At 50.4% G+C, this 19,162-nt stretch carries 18 protein-coding genes, 2 tRNA genes and 2 rRNA genes; 3 read left to right on the top strand and 19 right to left on the bottom strand.

The genetic code is table 11. From position 1 onward, the window contains the following. Positions 1-398: 398 nt before the first annotated feature. Genes BLU03_RS09745 through groES form a run of 3 tightly spaced genes read right to left on the bottom strand, consistent with a single transcriptional unit; the run spans position 399 to position 2,698 of the window. Positions 399-698 carry a phage integrase N-terminal SAM-like domain-containing protein gene (locus BLU03_RS09745; protein ID WP_245698812.1) on the bottom strand — a complete coding sequence of 100 codons (300 nt, stop codon included), beginning with the start codon at positions 696-698 and terminating at the stop codon, positions 399-401. 43 nt (positions 699-741) lie between these two features. Then, a complete protein-coding gene (groL, locus tag BLU03_RS09740) occupies positions 742-2,376 on the bottom strand; it encodes a chaperonin GroEL (RefSeq protein WP_093107465.1) in 1,635 nt (544 codons plus the stop codon). Between the two features lie 37 nt (positions 2,377-2,413). Then, positions 2,414-2,698, bottom strand: coding sequence for a co-chaperone GroES (gene groES, locus BLU03_RS09735; RefSeq protein ID WP_008590633.1), 285 nt, complete (start codon positions 2,696-2,698; stop codon positions 2,414-2,416). A 225-nt stretch (positions 2,699-2,923) separates the two neighbouring features. On the opposite strand from groES, the gene BLU03_RS09730 reads away from it, so the two are divergent. Together BLU03_RS09730 and BLU03_RS09725 are read left to right on the top strand one after the other, a co-directional pair. Next, positions 2,924-3,619, top strand: coding sequence for a CPBP family intramembrane glutamic endopeptidase (locus BLU03_RS09730; protein ID WP_093107463.1), 696 nt, complete (start codon positions 2,924-2,926; stop codon positions 3,617-3,619). A 1-nt stretch (position 3,620) separates the two neighbouring features. Then, positions 3,621-3,824, top strand: a complete 204-nt coding sequence (locus BLU03_RS09725; protein WP_076572762.1) for a YdiK family protein — start codon at positions 3,621-3,623, stop codon at positions 3,822-3,824. A gap of 102 nt (positions 3,825-3,926) precedes the next feature. Here BLU03_RS09725 and BLU03_RS09720 read toward each other — a convergent pair whose 3' ends face one another. The 7 genes from BLU03_RS09720 to BLU03_RS09690 all read right to left on the bottom strand — a co-directional run bounded on the left by BLU03_RS09720 (position 3,927) and on the right by BLU03_RS09690 (position 12,652). Continuing rightward, positions 3,927-5,465, bottom strand: a complete 1,539-nt coding sequence (locus BLU03_RS09720; RefSeq protein ID WP_076572760.1) for an acyl-CoA carboxylase subunit beta — start codon at positions 5,463-5,465, stop codon at positions 3,927-3,929. A gap of 46 nt (positions 5,466-5,511) precedes the next feature. After that, entirely contained in the window at positions 5,512-7,161 is a 1,650-nt protein-coding gene (locus tag BLU03_RS09715) for a class I adenylate-forming enzyme family protein (protein ID WP_008590641.1), read from the bottom strand. A 53-nt stretch (positions 7,162-7,214) separates the two neighbouring features. Beyond that, on the bottom strand, positions 7,215-8,003 hold the full coding sequence (locus BLU03_RS09710) for an enoyl-CoA hydratase/isomerase family protein (protein ID WP_093107461.1): 789 nt from the start codon (positions 8,001-8,003) through the stop codon (positions 7,215-7,217). A 27-nt stretch (positions 8,004-8,030) separates the two neighbouring features. After that, a complete protein-coding gene (locus tag BLU03_RS09705) occupies positions 8,031-9,206 on the bottom strand; it encodes an acyl-CoA dehydrogenase family protein (protein ID WP_008590645.1) in 1,176 nt (391 codons plus the stop codon). 64 nt (positions 9,207-9,270) lie between these two features. Further along, complete coding sequence (locus BLU03_RS09700) at positions 9,271-10,158, bottom strand: 3-hydroxyacyl-CoA dehydrogenase family protein (RefSeq protein ID WP_093107459.1); 888 nt, start codon at positions 10,156-10,158, stop codon at positions 9,271-9,273. Between the two features lie 346 nt (positions 10,159-10,504). Continuing rightward, positions 10,505-11,893, bottom strand: a complete 1,389-nt coding sequence (locus tag BLU03_RS09695) for an MDR family MFS transporter (protein WP_093107456.1) — start codon at positions 11,891-11,893, stop codon at positions 10,505-10,507. Positions 11,894-12,022: 129 nt separating this feature from the next. Continuing rightward, positions 12,023-12,652, bottom strand: a complete 630-nt coding sequence (locus BLU03_RS09690; RefSeq protein ID WP_008590655.1) for a redox-sensing transcriptional repressor Rex — start codon at positions 12,650-12,652, stop codon at positions 12,023-12,025. Between the two features lie 128 nt (positions 12,653-12,780). Between BLU03_RS09690 and BLU03_RS09685 the strand changes: the two genes are divergently transcribed. Next, the gene (locus BLU03_RS09685; RefSeq protein ID WP_093107454.1) at positions 12,781-14,715 is read left to right on the top strand and encodes an ABC-F family ATP-binding cassette domain-containing protein; all 1,935 of its coding nucleotides are present in this window, start codon (positions 12,781-12,783) and stop codon (positions 14,713-14,715) included. A gap of 299 nt (positions 14,716-15,014) precedes the next feature. Here BLU03_RS09685 and tsaD read toward each other — a convergent pair whose 3' ends face one another. The 9 genes from tsaD to BLU03_RS09640 form a co-directional block, all read right to left on the bottom strand. Beyond that, on the bottom strand, positions 15,015-16,049 hold the full coding sequence (tsaD, locus tag BLU03_RS09680) for a tRNA (adenosine(37)-N6)-threonylcarbamoyltransferase complex transferase subunit TsaD (protein WP_093107452.1): 1,035 nt from the start codon (positions 16,047-16,049) through the stop codon (positions 15,015-15,017). Beyond that, entirely contained in the window at positions 16,046-16,486 is a 441-nt protein-coding gene (gene rimI, locus BLU03_RS09675) for a ribosomal protein S18-alanine N-acetyltransferase (protein ID WP_093107450.1), read from the bottom strand. Before rimI ends, tsaD begins: the two co-directional genes overlap by 4 nt. A gap of 3 nt (positions 16,487-16,489) precedes the next feature. Next, entirely contained in the window at positions 16,490-17,173 is a 684-nt protein-coding gene (gene tsaB, locus BLU03_RS09670) for a tRNA (adenosine(37)-N6)-threonylcarbamoyltransferase complex dimerization subunit type 1 TsaB (RefSeq protein ID WP_076572738.1), read from the bottom strand. Further along, positions 17,154-17,615 carry a tRNA (adenosine(37)-N6)-threonylcarbamoyltransferase complex ATPase subunit type 1 TsaE gene (gene tsaE, locus BLU03_RS09665; RefSeq protein ID WP_093107448.1) on the bottom strand — a complete coding sequence of 154 codons (462 nt, stop codon included), beginning with the start codon at positions 17,613-17,615 and terminating at the stop codon, positions 17,154-17,156. The genes tsaB and tsaE overlap by 20 nt, the downstream gene beginning before the upstream one ends. Then, complete coding sequence (thiL, locus tag BLU03_RS09660; RefSeq protein WP_093107446.1) at positions 17,612-18,586, bottom strand: thiamine-phosphate kinase; 975 nt, start codon at positions 18,584-18,586, stop codon at positions 17,612-17,614. The genes tsaE and thiL overlap by 4 nt, the downstream gene beginning before the upstream one ends. A 140-nt stretch (positions 18,587-18,726) precedes the next feature. Next, positions 18,727-18,803 (bottom strand) — tRNA-Asp (locus tag BLU03_RS09655). Between the two features lie 5 nt (positions 18,804-18,808). Beyond that, a tRNA-Met gene (locus BLU03_RS09650) sits at positions 18,809-18,885 on the bottom strand. 14 nt (positions 18,886-18,899) lie between these two features. Next, a 5S ribosomal RNA gene (gene rrf, locus BLU03_RS09645) occupies positions 18,900-19,014 on the bottom strand. A gap of 51 nt (positions 19,015-19,065) precedes the next feature. Next, a 23S ribosomal RNA gene (locus tag BLU03_RS09640) occupies positions 19,066-19,162 on the bottom strand; the annotation flags it as partial.

Below are 19,162 nucleotides of genomic sequence, written 5' to 3'. Positions count from 1 at the left end.
AAGGAAGAAGTACCGAGTAAGTCTATGCTCTCGATACTTCTTCCTTTTGATTCGATAGACCGTTGTACGAATATTAGATGCATGATACGATACATCATCTATCCACTTCAAAGCGTAAGGAGGTGTTCCCAAAAGCAATCAAGCGTTCCTTCTTCAAACTGGTAGCATTCTTCACATCCGATGTCTTCTGGACATGCCTCACACGTCTCTCCGTCATCCTATCTCTTGTTTCTTTTGGAATTTCAACCATCGACTCCGTCAGCATTAAGATTCATGTCTGTTGGACGTTCGTCTTTGACGTCGTCCCACCCGATAAGTACGGATAAAGCTTATTTCTTATATGCAAGCTCCCTATTACCAGTCTTTTATTATGCACTTGTTTCAATCGTTCGGAAGATTCAGTTGCCAGGATACTCCAAACTGATCATTGATCCAGCCGAATTACCTCTGTTTTGGCAATCTAACAAATACATTTTGATATGGTGGCTGGTAACTTCCTCTACATTAAGCACTTCTATCTCCTGAAGATAATTCACGAATTCACCAAGTAATACTTTATAATTTTTGATATTAGCTGGGGTCGTGTTCCGAAATTTACAATCTTCAAGAAATTCCTGAAAAGCAAATTTAACTAACACAAAAAAGACTACCTCCTTTAGATTAGGAAGTAGTCTTTTACATACTAACTGTTTACACATTGGACAGCTTCTCAAAAAGCTAGGGGAAGTGTAAGGAGAAACCTTACATCATGCCGCCCATTCCGCCCATGCCACCCATGTCTGGCATGCCGCCACCGCTGTTATCTTCTTCAGCGACGTCTGCAACGACTGCTTCTGTAGTCAGGAACATAGCTGCGACGGATCCGGCGTTCTGAAGGGCGGAACGTGTTACTTTGGTAGGGTCTACGATACCTGCTTCTACCATGTTCACCCATTCGCCTGCTGCTGCGTTGTAGCCGACGCCTACGTCCTGCGTCTTCAGTTTCTCTACGATGATCGATCCTTCAAGACCTGCGTTGTGAACGATCTGGCGTACCGGCTCTTCGAGAGCACGAAGAACGATGCTTGCGCCTGTCGCTTCGTCATCGGAGAGGTCGAGGTTCTCAACAGCCGAGATAATGTTGACGAGTGCTGTTCCACCACCGGCGACGATTCCTTCTTCCACTGCTGCACGAGTGGAGTTCAGGGCGTCTTCGATGCGCAGTTTACGCTCTTTCAGTTCTGTTTCTGTCGCTGCTCCGACTTTGATGACGGCTACGCCACCTGCCAGTTTCGCGAGACGTTCCTGAAGCTTCTCTTTGTCGAAGTCGGATGTCGTTTCTTCCGCCTGCGCACGGATTTGTGCTACGCGGGAAGCCATCTGTTCGGAGTCGCCTTTTCCTTCGACGATCGTTGTGTTTTCTTTCGTAATGACCGCTTTGGACGCACGGCCAAGCTGATCTATAGTCGTATTCTTCAGATCAAGACCGAGGTCTTCGGTGATGACCTGACCGCCTGTCATGATTGCAATGTCTTCAAGCATAGCTTTACGACGGTCGCCGAAGCCTGGTGCTTTTACGCTTACCGCGTTGAACGTTCCGCGGAGTTTGTTGACGACGAGTGTCGCGAGCGCTTCGCCTTCCATGTCTTCGGAGATGATGAGAAGCGGCTTGGACTGCTGTACGACCTGCTCGAGTACCGGCAGTACTTCCTGAATGTTGTTGATCTTCTTATCCGTAATAAGGATGTACGGATCTTCAAGTTCCGCTTCCATCTTATCCTGGTCGTTCACCATGTAAGGGGAAGCATAGCCGCGGTCGAACTGCATGCCTTCCACTACTTCAAGTTCCGTGTTGAAGCCTTTCGATTCTTCGATCGTGATGACGCCGTCGTTTCCGACACGCTCCATCGCTTCTGCAATCAGCTGTCCCACTTCGTTGTCGGAAGAGGAAATGGAAGCGACCTGTGCGATCGATTCGCGTCCTTCGATCGGGTTGGAGATTTTGCGGAGTTCGTCTGTCGCTACCTCCACGGCTTTTTCGATACCGCGACGGATGCCGACAGGGTTCGCTCCGGATGTAACGTTCTTCAGCCCTTCACGGATCATGGACTGGGCGAGTACGGTCGCTGTCGTCGTACCGTCCCCGGCTACGTCGTTCGTTTTGGAAGCTACTTCGGATACGAGTTGGGCTCCCATGTTTTCGTAGCTGTCTTTCAGTTCGATTTCTTTTGCGATAGTTACACCATCATTAGTGATAAGTGGGGACCCGTATTTCTTATCGAGGACGACGTTACGTCCTTTCGGTCCGAGTGTCACTTTTACTGCATCTGCTAATGTATCAACACCGCGAAGCATCGCTCTGCGGCCTTCTTCGCTGAATTTCAGTTCTTTCGCCATTTATAATGCCCTCCTTGTTTCTCTGTTTCGTATGTTTTTATTGAACGACAGCCAATACGTCGCTTTCGCGCAATACGAGATAGTCTTTCCCGTCATAGCTTACTTCCGTACCGGCGAACTTGGAATAGATCACCTGGTCTCCTTCAGCTACCTCCGGAGTGACTGTCTGTCCGCTGTCGGTTACGCGGCCCGACCCTACGGCTACGACTTTGCCTTCCTGCGGCTTCTCTTTCGCCGAATCAGGCAGGACGATTCCGCTTTTGGTCGTTTCTTCCTGCTCAAGCACTTCAATAACAATACGATCTCCAAGTGGTTTTAACAATTAGGACACCCTCCTCGAATTCATTCATATTCTTGTATTTAGTCGATTATTAGCACTCGTCATCAGTGAGTGCTAATACCAATTATTATAATAATCAATCCCGCTTCGTTTTTCAAGTAGTAGGACTATATTTTTTTCAATATTTTTATAGCAATCGTTCTGTTTCCTTCTCCAATTCCAACTATGGTAAAATTGAAACTATCAGTATGAAAAAAGGAGATTCTTATGCCCAGACGCTATTGGTATATCATCATCATTTACTTAGCCACCCAGCTCAGCGGCATTGTCGGTGCCCCGATCCTTCTCGCTTTCGGCATGGGGCAGACGGATGCGATCGCTGTCTGGTCGATTATCAGCTTCACCATTGCGACCGTGTGGATGCTGCTGTTACTTAGACCGGAACTTGAGGAGAAGTCGGACCGTTCCAAATCAGGCGTCATTATTCTGTGGGGGATCGCCGGGTTCTTCCTCGCTCTGTTTGCCCAGAACATCGCCGGTATGATTGAAATGTACTTATTCAATTCGTCTCCGGAATCGGAGAACACGGAAATGCTGACGAACATTGCCAGCCAGTCCCCGATTTTCATTCTTCTCCCGGTTATATTCGCACCGATTACGGAGGAGATCATTTTCCGGAAGATCATTTTCGGCTCCATCTATAAACGGACGAACTTCCTGTTGGCGGTGTTCATTTCTTCCCTTGCGTTCGCCGCGTTCCACTTCGACTTTACGCACCTGCTCGTCTACTTCGCAGCGGGCTCTGTGTTCGCTTTCCTCTACGTGAGGACGAAGTCGATCATTACGCCGATGATCACCCATATGATTCTGAACAGCCTGGTCATGGTCGTCCAGCTCTACCGGGAGGATCTGGAGAACTATATGGAACAGATGGAAACGATACTGTTGGGAGGGTTTTTCTGATATGAAAGCATCCCCCTTGCTGATGGCCTACCTGTACCTGTTCATCGGTGCCGGTTTCGTCTTCGTCGCCGTTCAGTCGATTGAAGGGTCGATCTGGAATACGACGACGATGATTCTCGCACTGATTTCCACGTTCAACATCGGCGTCGGTATCCGCTTGATTGCTCTTCATTTCTACTTAAAGAATAACTCGAATAAAAAATAAGGCCGGGCATCATCAGCCGGCGGCTTCAAGTATAGAAAAAGCGTTATGTCGGCACTGGCATAACGCTTTTTCATTTAGATTGTATATGGAGGGTCCTCGTCTTTAAAATCCTGTAGGCCAGTTCGCCAACCATCTTTTACTCATAGAGCCGTTTTTTGCGCAGGCGAATTCAAGTGTCTGACTTAAAAATGTCCTCGTTTCCCGCGGATCGATTACGTCATCAATCAAATGCTTACCGGCCGCTTTATACGGAGAACTGTCGAATCCCCACGTTTCCAGTAATTCCGAGCGCTTTTCCTCTATGTTCTCCGCATTTTTCAGCTCATTTCCGTACACAACGTTAATACCTACTTCCGGGCCGGTGAAATTGATTTCCGCTGTCGGCCAGGCCACCACAAAATCTGCTCCCATCGTCGGGCCGCACATGTTCCCGTAGGCGGCTCCGACACTTTTACGGATAACGATTGAAATTTTCGGTACCGTCGATTGAGCCAGTGCCTGGTTCCACATCATGATTTTCGTCGGCATCTTCAGCTTTTCGGCGTCGCTCGATACACGGAAACCGGGAATGTCATGCAGAAACACGAGTGGTATATGGTAGGAATCACAAAGGCAAATAAAGTCGGCAGCTTTCTCGCATTCTTTCGCGCCGGCGGCCCCGGCGAATTGCATCGGCTGGTTCGCAATCACCCCGACCACTCTTCCGTCTATTCTCGCGAGGACCGTAATCAATGCTTTGCCGTACTCCGCTTTCATTTCGAAGTAATCCTCTTCGTCGACGATCAGTCTGATCACTTTTTTCATGTCATAAGCACGCTTCGTCCTCGTCGGCACAATGTCCACAACTTCATCTAATTTACGATGTGGGTCGTCCGTCGTTTCCCTGTGTGCCGGTGCTTCCTCTGAATTTTGAGGCATATAGTCCAGGAATCGCTTCATATTGTCGATCGCTTCGTCTTCTGTTTCGGAGAAATGGTCCGCCTGTCCCGTATATTCGGCATGAACCTCCCATCCTCCCAGTTCTTCATTCGACACTTTTTCTCCTGTGGCCACTTCCAGCATCCGGGGTCCGGCTACTGCCATCGCCGTCCCTTTGACCTGGCTTACGAAATCCGAAGAAACGGCTGTCCACGTCGGCCCGCCAAAACTGTCACCGAGAATGGATGTGATCAGCGGCACCTGCCGGTGATGCTGTAGTAACTCTTGAGGAAACAGCATTTGACTTATTCCATCCGACCCCATTCCGTCCGGCATCCGGAGCCCTCCACCTTCCATCAGGTTAAACATGGGCAGTCCGCGCCTGACGGCCAGATTGTGCAGAGCCTGAGTTTTGCGGAAGTAGACCATCCCCTCCGTACCTGCGAACACTGTTTTATCGGCAGCCTGCACTGCAACGGGACGGCCGTTCACTTTCGCCAAGCCCGTAACGACTCCGTCCCCGGCACTGCCTTCTTCTTTCCCTTCCTGATCCGAATGTGCCAGTTGACCAAGTTCCAAAAATGAACCCTCATCCACCAGTTTTTCAATCCGCTCCCTGGCCGTATAGGCCCCCAGTTCATGCTGTTTCTCTATTTTCCGGGGTCCTCCTCCAAGTTTTGCTTTATCTTTTTTCTTTAACAGTTCGTCGATTATTTTATTCATTCCGGATCTCCTTCAAAGCTATGTTGGTTCGGTCATCCTACAATTTTTACTCTTTCAGGAATCTTCGCAGCACTTTCCCTGAGCTGGTAGACGGCATTTCCTCAATGAATTCAATTGCTCTCGGATATTTGTAAGCCGCCATTTTATCTCTGGCCCACTCCACTAATTCTTTTTCACTGATCGAGGTTTCGTATGAAGGGTTCAGCACGACGAACGCTTTCACAACCTCTCCTTTCTCAGCGTCCGGGACTCCGACACACGCAACCTGAGCCACCGCTTCGTGCTCACTCATCATCGCTTCCACGTCTCCCGGGAACACACTGAATCCTGAGGATTTAATCATTTCTTTCACCCGGCCGATAAAGTATAAATAACCATCCTCGTCGATCTTTCCGATGTCCCCCGTGAATACCCACCCTTCCCGGAGGGTTTCGTCCGTCTCCTCGGGCCGGTTAAGGTACCCTTTGAATACGCCCGGGTTTTTAACCGCGATTTCTCCCTGTTCCCCCGGCGGCAGGTCTTCCCCGGTTTCCGTGTCCACAATCCGGAACGACGTATCATATGTGGCGATGCCGCACGTGCCGAATTTAATATGTTCAATCGGCATGAACGTATCACACGTATGCGTTTCGCTTAACCCGTACGAAGCCTCAAGCAGGATGCATCCTTCTGTGATACGCTTCCATTTTTCCGCTAACGATTCATCCACCTGCATTCCGAAACTGGTGGCGAAATTAAGTTCAAGAGAGTTCAAATCTCTTTTTTCGATATCCGGGTAGTTTAAAATAGCGGCATTCATCATCGCAATCGTATACAATTTGTTGATTTTGTATTTCTCGATGGCCTGGATGGCCGCTTCCGGCTCGAAACGGGTAAGCAGAACGCTCTGGAGCGCACTGTAGACCGGGATATTCACTCCCATGACCATGCCCGCAATATGACTTAACGGGGCCGAAGCCAGCGTCCTGTCCTCCTGTTCCAGTCGGTAGCCTTGAGCCGTAGCGGCTGTTTTGAATAACGCATTCCCGTAGGTGAGCAGGGCTGCTTTAGGTCGGCCTGTGGTTCCCGAAGTGAACACCATAAGCCCTACGTCATTCCAAATATCGATCGGCTCGGTCTCGGGAAGAGGTTCGGCCGTTTCAGTCACTTCCTTCATGTCATAAGCCGTTCCGATGTTTTTTTCCATTAATAATTCAGCCGGTACAGGAAGCGTCGGCGAGTCCGGGAGATAATCTGCGTAATTGGTCGTGATTGAAAACTGCAAAGAAGGTGTAGTATCGCTCACGTTCTCAATCCGCTGATACAGTTCATCGCCTGAGACGATTGCTTTGATACCGGCTTCGTTGATGAAGTACTCCAGTTCACTTTCTTTATACATCGGGTTCAGGGGCACAACGACGGTTCCAAGCATTTGGGCGGCATAATGGGTAATAAGGTACTGCGGGCAATTTTGCATAAATACCCCGACGCATTCTCCTTTAGCTATCCCTTTGCTTTTAAGAAAGCCCGCAAAACGACGAGTGTCATATTCCAAGTCTTTCCATGTAATCGTGTTTCCATAGTATATATACGCAGGTTCCTCGGGCATTTCTTCGGCATTCTGAATCAGGTATTCATGCAGGGGTCGTTCGCCTGAACGATATTCCAGTTTCTTCGAAAGTCCTTCAGGCCAATTCTTCCTCAACACTTCTTCCATTACTTAACCTCCCTGGTATAGTGACCCGTTATTGTCCCGCTCCACACGGGGACTCAATTTCCTTTGAATTTCGGTGTCCGCTTTTCTTTAAACGCCTGCACCCCTTCTTTATGATCCTCCGTCGATACCATCGTTGCCTGTGTGGTCCGTTCCCGTTCGAGAATCGTTGCCAGATCGGCATCAAGCGCCTGATCGACGATTTTCTTCATGAAGCCGTAGGTTACCGCAGGACCGGACGCCAGCTTCACCGCGAATTCATGCACGTTTTTCTGCATCTCTTCCAGCCGATACACGTGATTGACGATGCCGAGCTCGTGGGCTTTCGTCACAGATAACGGTTCGGCGCTGAACAGAAGCTCTTTCGTACGGTAGGGACCGATGAGCTTCGAGAGGAAGTAGTGACCGCCCCCGTCAGAGACCAGTCCCACTTTTGAAAAACTCAAAATGAAATTAGTGTCTTCGGCAGCAAGAATGATGTCACAGGCGAGAGCCAGATTGAACCCGGCCCCTGCTGCGAAACCGTGGACTGCCGCAATAATCGGTTTGTCCAGTTTTTTCATCGAAAGAATCAGCTCGTTCAGTTCCCCTATGTGCTCATAGATATTGAGAGGTGCGTTATCTCCCATCGTTTTGACGTCCCCGCCGGCACTGAACGCTCGTCCCGCTCCGGAGAGAACGACCGTGCGTACGTCCGCGTCATGCTGAGCCTTCCCGAGTGCTCCTTTCAGCCCCTGCATCATCGTCGGACTGAAGGCGTTCAGGCTGTCCGGACGGTTCATGGTAAGGTACAGCACCCCTTCCTTCGTCTCTGCCAGTACGTGTTCATTTCCTTCTATCGTCATAGTTCTTCCCCCTTCTATTTTTTCATTTTATATAGACTGCCCGACTTTCACATTCCCTTTCAACAGGTTGCGGGAGATGATCAGCCGCTGGATTTCGTCGGTGCCGTCGTAAATCCTCCATAAACGCGCTTCGCGGTACCATCGTTCAATCGGCAGTTCCCTCGTGTAGCCCATGCCGCCATGGATCTGCAGGACGCGGTCCACGACCCGGTTGCCCATGTTCGACCCATACAGTTTAGCCATGGACGCCTGATGCCGATTATCCTCACCCTCGTCCAGCGTAAAGGCGGCGTTCAGCACGAGCCATTTCGCAGCTTCAATTTCGACAGCGGAGTCCGCGATCTGCCACTGAATCGCCTGTCTGTCAGCAATCGGCCGGCCGAACGTTTCCCGTTCTTTCGAATAATCAATCGCCATCTGCAGCAGACGTTCGGAAGCGCCCACCGCCGTGGCTCCGACTACCCACCTGGCGAAGCCGATCCACTCAAGACCGAGTTCATATCCTCCGTCCACTTCGCCTAAAATATTCTCCTCCGGTACCCGGACGTTGTCGAAGACGAGGCTGGCCGGCCCCCATTCGCCCATCGTGTCGATGTACTCCGAGGTCCAGCCCATCTCCCTTTCCGCGATGAAACACGTCACGCCGTCCCTGCCTGACTTTTTGTGTTTCTCTTTATCGGTAAGAGCGATCACCATGACGAAATCCGCTTCGTTGCCGCCGGTGATGAACGTTTTCTCTCCGTTGATAATCCACTCATCGCCGTCTTTCACCGCAGTCGTCCGTATGTTCTGCGTATCGGAACCGGCACCCGGTTCGGTCATCGCGAAACAGGATTTCTTCTCGCCGTTGATGGTGGGAATCAAATACTTCTCTTTCTGCTCTTCGTTTCCGTAGTACAGAATGTTGTCCGCAAAGCCCCCGAACTGGAACGGTACGAAAGTCTTCGACACTTCCATCAGTACGATCGCAAGCATCATCTGTCCGATATCAGCACCTCCGTATTCACTCGGAGTATTGATGCCCCAGAATCCGGCTTCCTTCGCTTTGGCCTGAAGCTCTTCCATTTTTTCAGGGGGGAGGCTCGGTTTCCCGGCCCGTTCGTTCCGCAGCACTTCATTTTCAAGAGGCATGAGCTCCCGTTCCACAAATCTCCTGATTGTCGCCTGTACCATTTTCTGTTCTTCCGTCAAACGTAAATGCATTCCATCCACTCCTCTGGATCAGTTTCCGTACCCCGGTTCTATACCGGTGCACAGGTCGCGCCTTTTATTTCTTCACTTTTTTGTTTCCGGAATACTCATACCAGCCTCTGCCGGTCTTTCGCCCGAGATTCCCCGCTTTCACTTTCTCCTCCACCGATTTGGCCGGTTTATCTTTCGGATCCCCTGTTTCCTCATACAGCTGCTTGTTCGCATAATAGCCGACGTCGATGCCTGATAGATCCATCAGTTCGAACGGGCCGAGCGGATGACCGAGCGCCTTCTTCGTAATAATATCGATATCTTCAAAATCGGCGTAGCCGTTTTCGTATAAGTAGAGCGCCTCGTTCGAAATGGCGAATAACAGACGGTTGGCGATGAAGCCGTAAATTTCTTTCTCCAACAGGACGGCCGTACGTCCGAGCTGTTCACAAAATTTCACAGCCGCGTTGGCTGTTTCATCGGATGTCTGATCGCTTTTCACCACTTCCACACAGTCCATGACGAGCGGCGGAAAGAAGAAATGCATATTGACGACCTTTTCGGGCCGCTCCGTCACCTCGGCAACTTTGGAGTTTACGATCGAGGAGCTGTTCGTCGCCAGAATGGTTTCTTTCGGAGCCAGTTTATCCAGTTCCGCAAATACTTCCTGCTTCACATCCAATTTTTCCACTACTGCTTCAATCACAATGTCCGCATTCTCTACCGCTTCTTTCAGATTTGTGGTCATTTGAAGTTTGTCGAAGGCGGCCTGTTTTATTTCCCCGGAAATCTTTTCTTTTTTCACCCAGTCGTCCATGCGTGCTTCAAGCGACTGTCCGGCTTTAGAGAGCGATTCTCCGTCAATGTCCTGCAAATACGTCGTGAAACCTCCAAGAGCAGAGAGCATGGCAATCTGCTGCCCCATCGACCCGGCGCCGAGAACGGCTACGTTTTGAATACTGTTTGTTTCCATATATAATTCCTCCCTGTTAACTGACTGTACTGTATGTTTGAATCATGCACTTTCAAAGATAGCGCTTACATTATCGCTTTTACATACTCCGATTGCACCCACTCCCTCCTTGTTCTCATTTTTCCTGTGCCTTCAAAATTTATGTAGGGTACGATGAATCAGGAAATGGATAACATTTCATTATACCTACTGGTCAGTATGTTCAAAATATTAAGATAATTGTAACAGAATATTGAAGTTTTTCAAGTTAAAAGTCACCATCCGAAAACTGATTTATGGAAATTCTCTCCATAAAAAATAAGGTGACTCCGCCGTGCTGGCGAAATCATCTTATGCAGGTATATTCTTAATCATCCTGTACGCCTTTCATGAAGAATGCGAACGGAAGAGCTATGAACAGTACGGCAGAAGAGACGAGGAACGCTTCATTCAGCGTCTGCAGTGTCGCTTCCTGCATGTTCGTACCGACAGCAATCTGAGCCCGGCGCACCTCATAATAAATCGAGAAGAATACGATACCGAGCGAAGAGGCGATCTGCCGGATAATGTTGTTCATGGCGGACCCCTGGGCGACGTATTCATCAGGAATCGCGTTCATCCCGGTCGTCGTAGCAGGCATGTTACTCATGCCCATCCCGGCTCCGCGGATCGCATTCAGAAGTAGGATCCACCAGAACGGACTGGACGTCTCGAGCATCCCGAGTCCGACGGTTGAAATTCCCATGATCGCAAGACCCGGAGGAAGAACATATTTCGGCCCTTTTTTATCAAGGAGTCTCCCCCCGAAGGACATAAACACCCCGCTCATGGCTGCCGCCGGTAAGAACAGGAGCCCCGTCCATACTTCGTTCAGACCGTATACGTTCTGTATGAGAAGCGGCAGCAGAAAAATGCCCGAGAAGAGACCGATGGAAGCCGACGACGTAATCAGTATCGATATGGCGTACGTCGGCACTTTGAACACCGACAGATTCAAAAGCGGCTGTTCCTGACGTATTTCATACCGGACGAACACGAATATCAGAATCAGCCCGGTTGCGACAATACCCAGGTTCAGCGGTTCAAAAAGAATCTCCGGTGTACGTCCCCGTCCGAGGGCGAACAGTATCCCCCCGATTCCGGAAGTGACGAGCAGAAATCCGATGAGATCGAACCGTTTCTCCGGATCGCTCTCGGTCTGTTGCAGAAACTTCACAGACAGGACAAGCCCGATGAGACCGAACGGTATATTCACCGCAAACAGCCACGGCCAGTCCAGCACCTGGATGAGCAGTCCGCCGACGGTCGGCCCGATCGCCGGCGCCACCATGGCCGCAACGCCGTAAATTCCGACGGCCAGTCCCCGCTCGTTTCTCGGGAACGAGTTGAATATAAGCGCCATCGCAATCGGCATCATAAGACCCCCGGCAGAGCCCTGGATCGCCCGGGAAGCGATGACCATGCCGAGGGAGCTGCTGAAGAAACCGGAAGTGGAACCGACGAGGAACAGAGTGAGACCGACGAGATAGACTTTCTTCTTCCCGAACCGGTCTCCGAAATAGCCGGTTAGCGGCATCGTCATACCCATCGACACCATGAAAATCGTCAATATCCACCCGGCTCCCACGGCGGTCGTATCGAATATTTCGATGAAGCGCGGCAGAACCGGATTCAACATACTATTGTTCAAAATGACGGTGAACGTCCCGAATAATACGGAGACGACGACCAGCCATTTTTCAGGTATTTTCGCCATAGTTTATCCTGACCTTTCGAATATCGAATTATTATTGACTATACCCTGCGTTTCACGAAAAGAAACTCTTCCAGGAAACGATAATAAAAAGCCCGGGGGAAGCCCCGGACCTCTCAATAGAGTGGTTGGTTACAGCGGATAATGCTTCAGAAAATAAGCAAGTGACTGCAGTTCGACAGACAAATCGATGTGATGCACGCGTACGGTAGGAGGAACGGAAATTCGCGCCGGTGTAAAGTTCAGAATCCCGGACACGCCCCGCTCCACCAGCCGATCCGTAATCCCCTGAGCTTCCTGGGACGGGACCGTCAGAATGGCCACCGACACGTTTCCCATCTTTTCTTCCAGATCATCGATATGAGCGACCGGCACACCGCCGATTTCCGTGCCGACGAGCCGGTCGTTCGCATCAAAAGCTACCACTATTTTCGTGTTGTTGTTTTTCATGAAGTTGTAGTTCAGAAACGCCGTTCCGAGATTCCCTACCCCGATCAGCGCGACTTCGGTCGTCTCATCCTGGTCGAGCGTTCTTCTGAAAAACTGCAGCAGATGTTCCACATTGTAGCCGTAGCCTTTTTTGCCGAGCGCTCCGAAATAAGAAAAATCCCGGCGTATCGTCGCAGAGTCCACTTTGACCGCGTCGCTCAGTTCCTTTGAAGAGACCCGCAGTTTCCCCTGTAAGTATAAGTTATTGATGAACCGGTAATATAAAGGCAGGCGTTTCGCCGTAGCCTGGGGGATCTTCATTTCATCACCCATGTCTCCTCCTCCTTCTTTCTCCTACTCTATAGTTTATCAAAAAACGTGATGGATTTCACAAAGTTAGCACCTTTTGTTGCCCCTTCTGCTTTGTATGAGATACACTAAATAAGTCGAGGTGAAAAATTATGATACTAATGCAGCTGAATCAATTAACGAAGCGTTTTGGAGCTGAGTTAATTTTATCCGATATCGATTTGGAAGTACAAACAAACGACCGCATCGCCATCGTCGGAAGAAACGGAGCGGGGAAATCCACCCTGCTTAAAGTGATGGCCGGAGAGATGGGATATGAAGAGGGGAACATTTTCCAGTCCAAGGAGACAAGCGTCGGCTATCTGGAACAGCATAGCGGACTCGAGTCGAACGGAACGATCTGGGAGGAGTTCTCCCGCGTTTTCGATCATCTGAAGAATATGGAAGACAAACTGAGAAAAATGGAAAGTGAGATGGCGGACCCCGATCATTTCGCTTCTCCGGAGGAATACCAGGACTTTCTCGAAGAATACGACCGCAGGCAGAACGAATTCCAGATGGCCGGAGGGTACCGGTATGAAGCGGACATGAAAGCCGTACTGCAGGGACTCAGTTTCCCCGAATCCATGTGGGACCAGTCCATCACTACGCTGAGCGGCGGACAGAAGACGAGACTGGCACTCGGAAAACACCTGCTCACGAAACCGGACGTCCTCATTCTGGATGAGCCGACGAACCACCTGGATATCGACACGCTCACGTGGCTCGAGAACTATTTATCCTCCTACCCGGGTGCTGTCGTCATAGTCTCCCACGACCGCTATTTTCTCGATAAAATCGTAAACACTGTATACGAAGTCGCCCTACAGCGGGTGAAGAAATACACCGGCAACTACAGCGACTATCTGAAGCAGAAGGAAGCGGACTTCGAACAGGAAATGAAGCAGTACGAGAAACAGCAGGGTGAAATCAAGAAGATGGAAGATTTCATTCAGAAGAATATCGTCCGGGCGACGACCAGTAAGCGGGCGCAGAGCCGGCGCAAACAACTCGAGAAAATGGAGAAAGTCGAAAAGCCGAAAGATGACGCGAAGTCGGCGAAATTCACTTTTCAGATCGACAGACGGAGCGGAAATGATGTACTGAAAACGGATAATCTCGGTTTCGGTTATCCGGACAGCGATTATCTGTTCCGTGACGTGAGTCTGGACGTTTCCCGCGGGGATTCCATCGCTCTGATCGGCCCGAACGGCGTCGGAAAATCGACGCTTCTCAAACTTCTTACGGAAAAACTCGGCCCGAGCCACGGCGATATCATGCTCGGTGCGAATGTACAGATCGGCTACTATGATCAGGAACAGAGCGAACTGAACCGGAAGAAGATGGTGCTCCATGAACTGTGGGACGACTATCCGATGGAAGATGAGAAGGATATCCGCACCATTCTCGGGAACTTCCTGTTCACGGGAGAGGACGTGCTGAAACCGGTGACCGCTTTGAGCGGCGGGGAAAAAGCCCGCCTGTCTCTCGCAAAACTTATGATGCAGAAAGCGAACCTGCTGATTCTCGACGAGCCGACGAACCACCTGGATCTCGACAGTAAAGAGGTCCTCGAAGCCGCTCTCGTCGACTATCCCGGAACGCTTATCTTCGTCTCTCACGACCGTTATTTCATCAACAAAATCGCCACGCAGATCGTGGAGATGCAGCCGGAGGAGACGCGCACGTTCCTCGGGGACTATGACTACTATCAGGAGAAAAAACGCGAGGAAGCGGAACTGAAGGCTATTGAAGAAAGAGAAAAAGGGAAACCGGAAGCAGCCGCTCCCACGGAAGGGAAACGCTCCTTTCAGGAAGACAAAGCCGCTAAACGGGAAGAACGGAAGCGCCTCCGCCGTATTGAAGAGATAGAAACTGAAATCGAGAGCTGGGAACAGAAAATCTCGGACAACGATGACGAGCTCTGCAAACCCGAAGTATATCAGGATTCCGAGAAATCAGGAGAACTGACGGAAGAAAACAGACAAGCGGAGCAAAAAATTGAAGCACTTATGGAAGAATGGGAAGAATTGCAGATCGAAGAATAAAACAGGCACCTGGGGAGAATTCCTGACTGATTCTCAACAGGTGCTTTTATTTTATGAATAACTTTATCCCGAATGTTATCCACAGATAAACAGTATTTACACCAGTTTTCAACAGGTTTATCAACACTATCCACAGGAAAAACGACAGTTACCCACATTTTTTATCCACGTCACCATTCCCGATTTTACGGTTTTCCACTTCATTCATCCACACTTTTGCCACATTCCTGTGTATAAGTGTGCGGTCTATACGAAAAAACCTGCAGAAACGTAGTGTCTCTGCAGGCAGACGGTTTTCTTCAGTTCCGTCCTCTTTTCCCGTATTCCTCAAGGTCCAGCCCCGGATGAGCGTTCAGATCCCACCCGGCCCGGTGCCCCTGTCTGTAAGCGACAGCCCCGGCCGCAGCGATCATCGCCGCATTATCCGTACAGAACTTCAACGGAGGGATAAGCAATTCCTGACCCGTCTCCTGGAATGTTTCCAAAAGTCGTGCGCGGAGGCCGCTGTTGGCAGCCACCCCTCCGGCTACGATCACCTGTTTCACTCCGTAGGCTGCGGCTGCTTTTTTCGTTTTTGTGGATAACACTTCTACCACACTTTCCTGAAAGCTGGCTGCTACATCCTCCGGTCGAAATTCCTCACCTTTCTGGCCTGCATTGTGAAGCTTGTTGGTTACTGCAGACTTCAGACCGCTGAAACTGAAATCGAAAGACCCCTCTTCCAGCCAGGCTCTCGGGAAATCGATGACCGGCTCCCCGGCAGCTGCCAGTTTGTCGATTTCAGGACCCCCGGGATAAGAGAGCTTCAAAAGACGGGCCACTTTGTCGTATGCTTCCCCGGCAGCGTCGTCCCTTGTCTCACCGATGACTTCGAAGTCGTTATGCCCTTTCATAAGGACGAGTTCAGTATGCCCCCCGGATACGACGAGTGCAAGCAGAGGGAATTCGAACTCTTTTTCAAGCCTGCTGGCATAAATATGACCGGCGATATGATGGACACCGACGAGCGGCTTCTGTCTGGCGAAAGCGATGCCTTTGGCCGCGTTCACTCCAACGAGAAGTGCACCCACGAGACCCGGGCCTTCCGTCACTCCGATCGCATCCATATCATCAAGAGTCATTCCGGCCTCCTGCAGTGCCTCCTCGAGGGTTACCGTAATCTGTTCAATATGATGCCTCGAAGCGATCTCAGGGACTACACCGCCGAAACGTTTATGACTTTCAATTTGGGAAGCCACCACGTTTGCCACGAGTTCTGTTTCATTTTTGATGACGGCTACTGCCGTTTCGTCACAGCTTGTTTCAATAGCCAGCAAATACTGATCGTTATTCATAATTTCACCCACATAACTAAAGCATCTTCCCCGTTATCCGGGTAATAGCTTTTTTTTATTGCGCCCGGTTTAAAACCGAAGCGGCGGTACATATGCTGAGCAGTAGTGTTCGTCACACGCACTTCAAGCGTAATTTGAAGGACTCCCGCCTGTTTTGCGTGGGCCATGACTTCTGCAAACAGTCTCTGCCCATATCTCTTCCCGCGGGACTCCGGATGAATGGCCAGGTTTGTAATGTGTGCTTCTTCATAAACGAGCCATATCCCGCAGTAGCCGATTACTTTTCCCTTATCCTCTATAAGAAAGTATACGGCGTAAGGATTGTATTCCAGTTCTTCCAAAAACGTATCTTCCGGCCACGGGTCCGGAAAAGTCGCCCGTTCCACCTGCACCACCCGACTTATGTCCTCCGTCGTCATTCTTCTGACGCCACCCACCTGCTACTTCTCCTTTTGTCTGAGCCATTTCTGTTCAGCTTCCGGCAGGCGCAGGTAGTTGGGCATAAGTGTATGGAGCGAAGAGGCCGGTTTTTTCATGGCTGACAGAGCCAGATACGACGGTCTCGCATAGCGGTGGGCCGCTCCCGGAAAAACAGCCCGTTCTCCGAGCTCCTGTTCAATCATTTCACGAAAAGCAGATTCGTCCTGACTGATGAAAAGAACGGACTGTTTCATGTCGTGCAGCCGTTCAAGCCACGTCTTCATATCTATATTCTCTTCTTCCATCACTACATTCATCTCTTCATCATAAAGTCCCGTATACACACGACCCCGTCTGGCGTCAAAGAACGGGCAGATAAGGCCTTTGAAAAAGGTCCCCTGCCTTGCCAGTACTTCAAGACTGGAAACGCCGACGACCGGGATATTGAGAGCAAAAGCCATCGATTTAGCTGTAGCCATCCCGATGCGCACGCCAGTGAAAGACCCCGGCCCGTGCGCTACGGCAATCTGATCCAGTTCATCCGGAGACGTGTCCGTTTCCCTCATCATCTGCTCAATTGCAGGCATAAGCCGTACGGAGTGATTCTTTTTCACGTTCGTCACCCATTCACCCACGACTTCGCGGTTTTTGATGACCGCTACTCCAAGCACGTAGTTCGAAGTATCAATCGCTAATATATTCATTAGTTATCTCCTCACAAATCGTTTCAAAATGGGAAGAGCGCGGGGTGAAGAAAAAGGATCGTGCGTCTTCCCCTTCATAACTGACTCTGATCTCCAGCCGCTCTTCGGGTAAAAAATCTTCTATATAGGAAGCCCATTCCACTACGGTTACGCCGGAGCCGAAAAAGTACTCCTCAAATCCGAGGTCCTCTTCCGTATCCTCCAGACGGTAAGCGTCCATGTGATAAAAAGGAAGGTCCCCGGCATATTCTTTAATAATGGTAAACGTCGGACTGTTAATTGTTTTTGTCACACCGAGAGCTGCTCCGAGAGCCTTAGTAAACGTCGTTTTTCCGGCACCGAGATCTCCTTCCAATGTGAGCACGTCCCCGGGCTGAAGTTTCCCCGCGAGAAAAGCAGCGAGTTCGCCCGTCGTTTCCGGGCTGTTCGATGTTATTTTCATAACCGTTTCCTTCTTTCCTTCAAATGAGTATAGCCTGTCGGCTGCAGCGTTTCTGTACCCTGAGGGCTGTGGAGAAGAACTTCCGGAAGGTCAGAAGCACTCACTGTACCGATGAACGTAAGGCGGATATCCAGTTCCCGGGCTTTCTCGAGGAGTGCTTCTTTCTCCCCGGGTGCCACCGTTCCAAGCAGTTCAAAGTCTTCACCGCCGCTAAGTGCCCATTCTCCCGCCTGGTCCGGATACCGATTACTGAGTTCCTCACTCACCGGAACCTTTTCTTTCTGAAGGTGCAGTCTTACCCCGGAAGCAGTTGCAATTTCATTCGCCTCACTCGCTATCCCATCGCTGATATCGTTGAGACAGAGTCTGGAAAGAGAAGTGAGGCCAGCTGCAAATTCGGCTTTCGGTTCCGGATATCGATGGCGGTCGATAAGATGGCCGGACACGGATTCTCCGGGGTTCATCAGTTCTTCCAGTCCTCCGCGCGAGTCTCCGAGCGTCCCGGTGACGAAGATCACATCCCCGTCCTTCGCATCAGACCGGTAACGTCCTTTGTCCGGCGGAAGGTAGCCGTGAGCCGTAATAGCGACCACTGTCTGTGAGCCGCTCACCGTATCACCTCCGACCAGGTCCATGCTATGCTTTTCGGCAAGCTGTTCCATACCGTCATAGAGGGCGAGGATCTCCTCATCCGTCCAATCCGGTGTCAGTACCAGCGAAACACTGTAAAATGCCGGACGGCTCCCCATTGCGGCGAGATCCGACACGTTCGCAGCCAGCGCCCGGTACCCGACGGCGTGCGTATCCATCGTTTTTCTGGAGAAATGGACCTCTTCCACCATCGTATCAGTAGTAAATACGATATCCTCCGAAGAACGGAAGACGAAAGCGTCATCGCCTACCCCTTTCACTACAGATGGCTGTCTGTAATACTTGGGAGTAATTTTTCGTATCAGTTCAAATTCTTCCATCGCTGCTCACCCGTCTTTTGTGGTTTATGTCGTTGTTTCATTATAACAGGGAGCTGTAAAAAAGAGAAAAAATCAGTAAAAAAACCCCGGGCACGCAGCTCGGGGCATTTACATATACAGTCATTTATTTATTTAAAAAATGGCGGTCCGGACGGGACTCGAACCCGCGACCTCCTGCGTGACAGGCAGGCATTCTAACCAACTGAACTACCGGACCAGAATTGGTTGCGGGAGCAGGATTTGAACCTGCGACCTCCGGGTTATGAGCCCGACGAGCTACCAGACTGCTCCATCCCGCGCTGATAAAAAAACGATGTGGCAGCGCCCTACTCTTGCGGGGGGTAACCCCGACTACCATCGGCGCGGAAGAACTTAACTTCTGTGTTCGGCATGGGAACAGGTGTGACCTCTTCGCTATTGCCACCACATCTAGGAAGGAATGAACCTTCAAAACTGGATAAGAAACATACGACCAACGTATAGAGAAGATCTCGATGGATTAGTATCCGTCTGCTGCACGTGTCGCCACGCTTCCACACCGGACCTATCAACCTCTTCGTCTCAGAGGCATCTCTA

This window comes from Salimicrobium album, assembly GCF_900107115.1.
Lineage (GTDB): Bacteria > Bacillota > Bacilli > Bacillales > Halobacillaceae > Salimicrobium > Salimicrobium album.
This window is presented reverse-complemented; position numbering and strand designations above follow the sequence as displayed.

What these genes read in the sequence shown, in the direction of transcription:
- BLU03_RS09685 (WP_093107454.1), top strand. Translation starts at nt 12,781, where the DNA reads ATGATACTAATGCAGCTGAATCAATTAACGAAGCGTTTTGGAGCTGAG.
- BLU03_RS09695 (WP_093107456.1), bottom strand. Translation starts at nt 11,893, where the DNA reads ATGGCGAAAATACCTGAAAAATGGCTGGTCGTCGTCTCCGTATTATTC.
- BLU03_RS09700 (WP_093107459.1), bottom strand. Translation starts at nt 10,158, where the DNA reads ATGGAAACAAACAGTATTCAAAACGTAGCCGTTCTCGGCGCCGGGTCG.
- tsaE (WP_093107448.1), bottom strand. Translation starts at nt 17,615, where the DNA reads ATGAAAATAACATCGAACAGCCCGGAAACGACGGGCGAACTCGCTGCT.
- BLU03_RS09725 (WP_076572762.1), top strand. Translation starts at nt 3,621, where the DNA reads ATGAAAGCATCCCCCTTGCTGATGGCCTACCTGTACCTGTTCATCGGT.
- tsaD (WP_093107452.1), bottom strand. Translation starts at nt 16,049, where the DNA reads ATGAATAACGATCAGTATTTGCTGGCTATTGAAACAAGCTGTGACGAA.
- BLU03_RS09745 (WP_245698812.1), bottom strand. Translation starts at nt 698, where the DNA reads ATGTGTAAACAGTTAGTATGTAAAAGACTACTTCCTAATCTAAAGGAG.
- BLU03_RS09730 (WP_093107463.1), top strand. Translation starts at nt 2,924, where the DNA reads ATGCCCAGACGCTATTGGTATATCATCATCATTTACTTAGCCACCCAG.
- BLU03_RS09705 (WP_008590645.1), bottom strand. Translation starts at nt 9,206, where the DNA reads ATGCATTTACGTTTGACGGAAGAACAGAAAATGGTACAGGCGACAATC.
- thiL (WP_093107446.1), bottom strand. Translation starts at nt 18,586, where the DNA reads ATGGAAGAATTTGAACTGATACGAAAAATTACTCCCAAGTATTACAGA.
- BLU03_RS09710 (WP_093107461.1), bottom strand. Translation starts at nt 8,003, where the DNA reads ATGACGATAGAAGGAAATGAACACGTACTGGCAGAGACGAAGGAAGGG.
- BLU03_RS09720 (WP_076572760.1), bottom strand. Translation starts at nt 5,465, where the DNA reads ATGAATAAAATAATCGACGAACTGTTAAAGAAAAAAGATAAAGCAAAA.
- groL (WP_093107465.1), bottom strand. Translation starts at nt 2,376, where the DNA reads ATGGCGAAAGAACTGAAATTCAGCGAAGAAGGCCGCAGAGCGATGCTT.
- tsaB (WP_076572738.1), bottom strand. Translation starts at nt 17,173, where the DNA reads ATGAATATATTAGCGATTGATACTTCGAACTACGTGCTTGGAGTAGCG.
- BLU03_RS09690 (WP_008590655.1), bottom strand. Translation starts at nt 12,652, where the DNA reads ATGGGTGATGAAATGAAGATCCCCCAGGCTACGGCGAAACGCCTGCCT.
- BLU03_RS09715 (WP_008590641.1), bottom strand. Translation starts at nt 7,161, where the DNA reads ATGGAAGAAGTGTTGAGGAAGAATTGGCCTGAAGGACTTTCGAAGAAA.